The 6,478-nt window shown below is 43.0% G+C and carries 4 protein-coding genes; 3 read left to right on the plus strand and 1 reads right to left on the minus strand.

Annotation, left to right across the window (positions count from 1 at the left end; translation table 11 throughout):
• Nucleotides 1-321: 321 nt before the first annotated feature.
• On the minus strand, nt 322-1,353 hold the full coding sequence (locus ACFFAP_RS04225; RefSeq protein ID WP_375510051.1) for a hypothetical protein: 1,032 nt from the start codon (nt 1,351-1,353) through the stop codon (nt 322-324).
• 162 nt (nt 1,354-1,515) lie between these two features.
• On the opposite strand from ACFFAP_RS04225, the gene moaA reads away from it, so the two are divergent.
• From moaA to ltrA, 3 genes are all read left to right on the plus strand, one after another.
• On the plus strand, nt 1,516-2,502 hold the full coding sequence (gene moaA, locus ACFFAP_RS04230; protein WP_375510052.1) for a GTP 3',8-cyclase MoaA: 987 nt from the start codon (nt 1,516-1,518) through the stop codon (nt 2,500-2,502).
• A gap of 434 nt (nt 2,503-2,936) precedes the next feature.
• Complete coding sequence (locus ACFFAP_RS04235) at nt 2,937-3,431, plus strand: quercetin 2,3-dioxygenase (RefSeq protein WP_375510053.1); 495 nt, start codon at nt 2,937-2,939, stop codon at nt 3,429-3,431.
• 1,137 nt (nt 3,432-4,568) lie between these two features.
• On the plus strand, nt 4,569-6,368 hold the full coding sequence (gene ltrA / locus ACFFAP_RS04240; protein ID WP_375510054.1) for a group II intron reverse transcriptase/maturase: 1,800 nt from the start codon (nt 4,569-4,571) through the stop codon (nt 6,366-6,368).
• Nucleotides 6,369-6,478 lie beyond the last annotated feature (110 nt).

Below are 6,478 nucleotides of genomic sequence, written 5' to 3' on the forward strand. Positions count from 1 at the left end.
TAGATGCGCTTTTTGATCAGCCAGACGATGAGTGAATGTTATTATTGATGACCCACAAACCAATACGCTTGGCTTTGTGGATAATCGTAGGTTGGGTTGAACTTTAGTGTTACCCAACAAACCCCCGATAATGTTGGGTTTCCTTCCTCAACCCAACCTACACAGTTTAGGTTTTTGACGCTAACCCAAGCGTATTGACCCACAAACCCAAACTTATCCCCAGTGAGGGAAAAGAAAAGAGCAGGGGAAGCAGGGGGAGAATAATTCTTGTCCTAGTCCTAACTCCTAACTCTTAACTCCTAACTCCCCACTCTTGACTCCCTAATTCGTCTCCTGAATTTGCAGACGTATAGTGTGTTCAGTCGCACCACTAAGTTGCAATTCCATGATTTCACCACCCAGAGGTTCTAAGCAAGTCAGGAGCGATCGCAAGTTGGGTGTACTTGCGCCAGTATCTACATATAATCGATCTGCTAAATTACTGATGCGTTTCCAAGTCATGTAGAGTTTAGCGATCGTTTGTTCAATTTGCGATGCTTGATTTACCAAATCAGCAGCTATGCTCAAACAGCCGACTCTTTGCGCTTCTTCTAAGGCTGTTTCAATATCAATATCTTCTTTCGTCAGCGCCTGAACTTGAGCCGCCCCTTTGAGATATTTGGCCAAGTTACGCGCTTCTGTAGTTACCTGTCTCAGGGTATCCATATCAGGATTAGCAGCTATTTCCTTTTGAATAAATTTTTGGTGCGATTCTGGCAGTTTTTCCATTTCCTTCACCAGTGGGGCGATGTAGCGTGGAGGAAGGGTGTTATCTGCTGCTTTTTCTTTGACTGCTTCGGGTAATAAATCTGAGGACATGGCTGTCCATTCATCGTTGAGTTGACGCACTTCCCGCCTGGTGATGCGATCGCCTTTTTGGGCGGCTTCACTCACCATCTGTTGCACTTCTGGGACTGCTTTGGAGGTTTCAACAAAAGCCCGTTTGCTGAAGTTGTTCACAGTTCCGGGATCAAGTTTACCGTCTTCGATGAGAGTATCGGCACTATTCGCCAGTTGAATCCAGGAATATGCTTGACTTTTGCTGATTTCCCGCTCTTTTAGCCATCGGAGAAAGCCAGTACCGCGTCCGTCACCACCCACTTTTTCTCTGTCGCGGATAGCCCGTAAAATTCGCCCCCGCCAGATTTCAGTTTGCAAATCAAAGCGATCGCATACCTGCCAAGCTACTTCTAGCTGCTGTTGAAAATCTGACTCTAGAATCTGTTCATCTTCTGGATCGGGCAGTTCAAAGCTGATATCTGCTGGCTGTAGTAAAGCAGCAGCAAGGTTGTTTATGGAGTCGGTGTCTTGCACGATTGATGACTAACTAGTGGATGCGATCGGCTTATTATGCCACAATCTGTAGACTATCACTTAAGGGGGAGTACGGTATTTTGAGTTACAACAAATATAGTAGGAAGAGGTAAACCACCTTTGTAAAGTCTTTAATTAATCAGAGACAATAAAAATAAAACGATGAACCAGGTAGATTACCTCCGAATTAGCTTAATTGATCGCTGCAATTTTCGTTGTCAATACTGTATGCCAGAGGGAGTAGAACTGGACTATATTCTCAAGCAACAGATGTTGAGTGATGAGGAATTACTCACTTTAATTCAAGAGGTATTTATTCCAGTTGGCTTTAAGCGGTTTCGGTTGACTGGGGGTGAACCCTTGTTGCGTCCGCGTGTGGTGGATTTGGTAAGGGCGATCGCAACTCTCCCCCAAACTCAAGACCTCTCAATGACCACCAACGGGTTTTTGCTAGCTCCGATAGCACAAAACCTCTACAATGCAGGTTTGCGACGAATTAATATTAGTCTAGACTCTCTTGATCCCGACATTTTTGATCAAATTATTGGTAATCAGGGGCGTTCTCGTTGGCAACAAGTTTGGCAGGGGATTCAAGCTGCCCATCAGGCTGGATTCGACCCACTGAAGCTGAATGTAGTGGTGATTCCTGGCGTTAATGACCACGAAGTTCTAGATTTAGCCGCGCTGACAATTGACAAACAGTGGCACGTTCGATTTATTGAATTTATGCCCATCGGTAATGTGCATTTGTTTGGCGATCGCGGTTGGGTATCTTCAGCCGAATTACGAGAATCTATCCGCGATCGCTGGGGCTTGACAGAATCACAAGTTCGTGGTGCTGGCCCTGCTGATGTCTTTCAAATTCCCGGTGCGAAGGGGACACTGGGATTTATTAGTCAAATGTCGGAATGTTTTTGCGATCGTTGTAACCGGATGCGCCTGAGTGCTGATGGTTGGCTGCGTCCGTGTTTATTGAATGAAACAGGTCAACTCGACTTGAAAACTGCTTTGCGTTCTGGCACTAGTACTGCTCAATTACAAGAGCAAGTGAGGCGTTTACTAGCAATCAAGCCAGAAATTAATTTTAAAGCACGCGATTCTGGTAATAAGGGTGTATACGCCCGTACGATGTCGCAAATTGGCGGATAGTCATTGGTGATATTCAATTAAAGGCTGAAACTCTTTTCCTATATGGGGTGTCAAATTATGGATTTGCTCAACTCGCCAGGGCCAGCAGCGATGCCTGCGGTTCTTGCTAGCCTACGCTAGGATTGATTCAGAATTGGTGAAAAAGCTTCTTGCTAAAAATTTGGATTTTGGACAAAAGAGGTAATAGCTTTTATTAAATCTCTGCCTACTGATGGTGTTATCGAGCCATTATCCCAAGATATTGTAGTGCAATTGAGTCAGCAAGCACTAAAAATAAAGAAATAATTTGAGCGATCGCTTTAAATTGAATCATTTTTCGTAAGAAGCCCATTGGAGCTTTTTTACTGGACTTTTATAATCATGGTTGGACTGTGTTTTGTTGATTTGTGCAAGTAGCGCAATCTTTTTGTCATGAAACTCAGGAGATGATAAAAATGACAATTAATCATGGAATATTATCGCAACCAGGTGAAGGTGATAGTTATTCAGTAGCAGGCGATGTAACCACCTTTAAAGCTACCAGTGAACAAACAGATGGTAAATATGCACTGTTTGACGTAGTAGTTGCACCCCAATTAGGCCCGCCGCCACATATTCATAGTCGAGAAGATGAAGCATTCTATATTCAAGAGGGTTCGATTGAGTTTTATCTTGATGAACAAACAGTTGTAGCAACTCCTGGAACATTCTTGCATTCTCCTAAAGGCCAACTCCATAGTTTTAAAAATATTGGTTCTGTACCAGCCAAAATGCTGATTTGGGCTACTCCCGGTGGAATAGAAAAGTTTTTTGCCCAAGTCGGAACTAAAGTAGAAAATTCGTCAGTTCCACCGTTACCCATAACTCAAGAAGTGATTGACCGCATATTAGCAACTGCTCCTGAATATGGAATTACAATTGTTCTTCCTGAAGCTGATAATTCTCCATAAAATTGTGGCTTTGATTCAATACCGAAAATAATTGGATATTTAGCAGGGCAAGAAGTAGAAATTGTTCAACTGATACGAGTGCATATTGCCAAGCACAGTCTAATATTGCCAGAAGTATTGTTGAAAAAAATTTAACTTATCTGCACAAAATATAGAAGATAAAGTACCAACACACGATTTATCTTGTGGTCATAATGTGAAAGTAATAGATGGTTTTACAGTGACCAAACAATTCGCAATTCGCAATTCGCAATTGCGGACATAATTGATAATTGATTCATTTAGGATACAAGCCCCAAAATTAATTGAGGAAAAAATAAAAACACGTACTATCAATATAGGAATCTGATTTGATTTATGAAAAAATTTAAGTATATGTAGGGTGTGTTATCGCCAAGAGTACGGCACCAAACTATCTGATGGTGCGTTAACCAGAGGCATAACGCACCCTACGTGTATTTCAAAAATCAAATATGAATCCTATATTCAAGCCCCTGCCTTTAGGCATGGGGGTGCGATTCGTTCACTCGAAATGAATAGAAATATTCAGGGATGAGTGACATTTGAGAGATAACCCTTAATGGGTGGAGTTCGCACTTTAATCTCTCTCAGATGATAACTGAATAACCATGAGGGTGACTCCGAAGGAAAATTAAGGAGAAGTCCCTCTCCGTAGGTGCAACGGTAACAGCATCATCCCTACGGCAGCGACTAGCCATCAATCCGTAAAGCGGGATGAAAAGGAGGAACAACTGGCAGCCTAAGCTGGTTCCCCTCCGAGCATGAATCTATGAATAGCAAAAGCAAAGATGCGCCGAACCATCGTGACTGAAAACCAACGAAATAAGGCTTAATGCGTTGGAGCCAAAAGGCAAAGGATAAAAGGGGCTGGCAAATCCCCATTTGACCAGTTGCACTCCCAATAAACCCGGTGGAAAGCATCACTCTAAGGGTTCTAACAATGGTTATTCGGAACGAAGTAACCTTTCGTTTGCTCTCAGTAAGGTCGATAACTGAGTAGGTGCTAACCGTATGCAACGACTAGGAGAGATTGAGTCAGAAGCTAATGCTTTGCTGTAATGGCAGGGATATGCTGACGGACTTACGATGATTTGGAACGTAAAGTTATGAGTAGCAATGCAAAAGTCTAATACACGACAAGTTGCTCCCAAACCCAATAAAAACGGTTTTCTTCCCGCTAAGACTAATCCAATTAGGAAGGTTTTGAGTAACGAATCGATGGTGGAATGGAAACACATCAACTGGCGTAAGTTAGAAAGACGTGTTTTTAAGTTGCAAAAACGAATTTACAAAGCATCTCGTCGTGGTGATGTTAAAGCATTTCGCAGACTCCAAAAGACGCTGATGAATTCCTGGGCAGCAAAGTGTTTATCGGTTCGTCGGGTAACACAAGATAACCAAGGTAAAAAGACGGCAGGAGTGGACGGTATTAAATCACTATCCCCAAAAGCACGTTTAGAACTGGTTGCCAAATTAAAACCTAACTCAAAGGTAAAACCGACACGACGGGTTTGGATTCCCAAGCCAGGAACGGATGAAAAACGACCTTTAGGTATTCCCGTAATGAACGACCGAGCCTTGCAAGCACTTGTCAAGCTGGCATTAGAGCCAGAATGGGAAGCGCGATTTGAACCTAATTCATACGGGTTCAGACCTGGGCGCTCATGTCATGATGCAAGAGAGGCAATATTTAATGCAATTGTGCAGAAAAGCAAATATGTGCTTGATGCCGACATTGCCAAATGCTTTGACCGCATCGACCAGGAAGCACTGCTAAGAAAATTAAATACATCCCCCACCATCCGCCGACAAATTCGAGCATGGTTAAAAGCGGGGGTGATGGATGGTAAGCAGTTGTTTCCAACATCTGAGGGTACGCCGCAGGGTGGGGTAATTTCCCCATTACTAGCCAATATCGCCCTTCACGGGATGGAAGAACGGATAAATAAGGCATTCCCAAAAATGTCTCAAACCATGAGGGAAACTTGGTATCACAAAAAAGGTACAAAGTTCAGAAGCCCTCAAGTTATCCGATACGCCGATGATTTTGTGATTTTCCACAAAGACATAACCGTTGTCCAAAGATGCAGGGAGATAATCTCTGAATGGTTAATAGACATGGGTCTTGAATTGAAACCTTCCAAAACACGTCTAACCCACACTCTAAACGAGTATGAGTCAGAAAAACCGGGGTTCAACTTTCTCGGTTTTAACATAAGACAGTGGAAAGTCAGTAAATACGACTCAAAACAAGGTTTCAAGACAATCATCACCCCAAGCAAGGAAAAGCAAAAGATACATTACGACCGAGTAGCAAGTATCATCAATGACCATAAAGCAGCGCCACAAGTGGCGTTAATCAGCCGATTAAATCCGGTAATAACAGGATGGTCTAACTACTACTCAACATCAGTAAGTAAGGTTGTCTTCGCTGACTTAGATAACCTCATGTATTCAAAGCTAAAGGCTTGGGCGCAACACCGCCACCCCAAGAAATCTAGGGGATGGGTGTCAAAGAAATATTGGCAAACCATAGGCGATGATAATTGGGTATTCGCAACCAGACAAGAGGGTAAAAACCCGATGCGGTTACGGTCACACACGGAAACAAAGATCATCCGTCATGTGAAAGTCAAAGGCGATGCCAGTCCTTACGATGGCAACCTAATTTACTGGAGTTCAAGAATGGGAGAACACCCCGAAACGACTACGAGAATGGCAACACTCTTAAAGAAACAAAAAGGGAAGTGTACCCACTGCAGATTGTACTTTCGAGAAGAAGATGTACTGGAGATTGACCACATAGCCCCCAAAAGTTTGGGAGGCAAAGACGAATACAAAAATCTTCAGATATTACATAAACACTGCCACGATGAAAAGACAACTGAGGATGGTTCAGTTGTGAAGTACACATGACAATGTGCCGATTCATTGAGGAGCCGTGTAATGGGAAACTATTAAGCACGGTTTTGAAGACCAACGGGGTTGGTGACAACCTCGTTGAGTTTACTAAAGAAATTGCGAAT

It is taken from the genome of uncultured Nostoc sp. (assembly GCF_964245575.1).
In the GTDB taxonomy this organism is placed as follows: Bacteria; Cyanobacteriota; Cyanobacteriia; order Cyanobacteriales; family Nostocaceae; genus Nostoc.

Coding starts and splice junctions, on each gene's coding strand:
- moaA (WP_375510052.1), top strand. CDS start 1,516: ATGAACCAGGTAGATTACCTCCGAATTAGCTTAATTGATCGCTGCAAT.
- ACFFAP_RS04235 (WP_375510053.1), top strand. CDS start 2,937: ATGACAATTAATCATGGAATATTATCGCAACCAGGTGAAGGTGATAGT.
- ltrA (WP_375510054.1), top strand. CDS start 4,569: ATGCAAAAGTCTAATACACGACAAGTTGCTCCCAAACCCAATAAAAAC.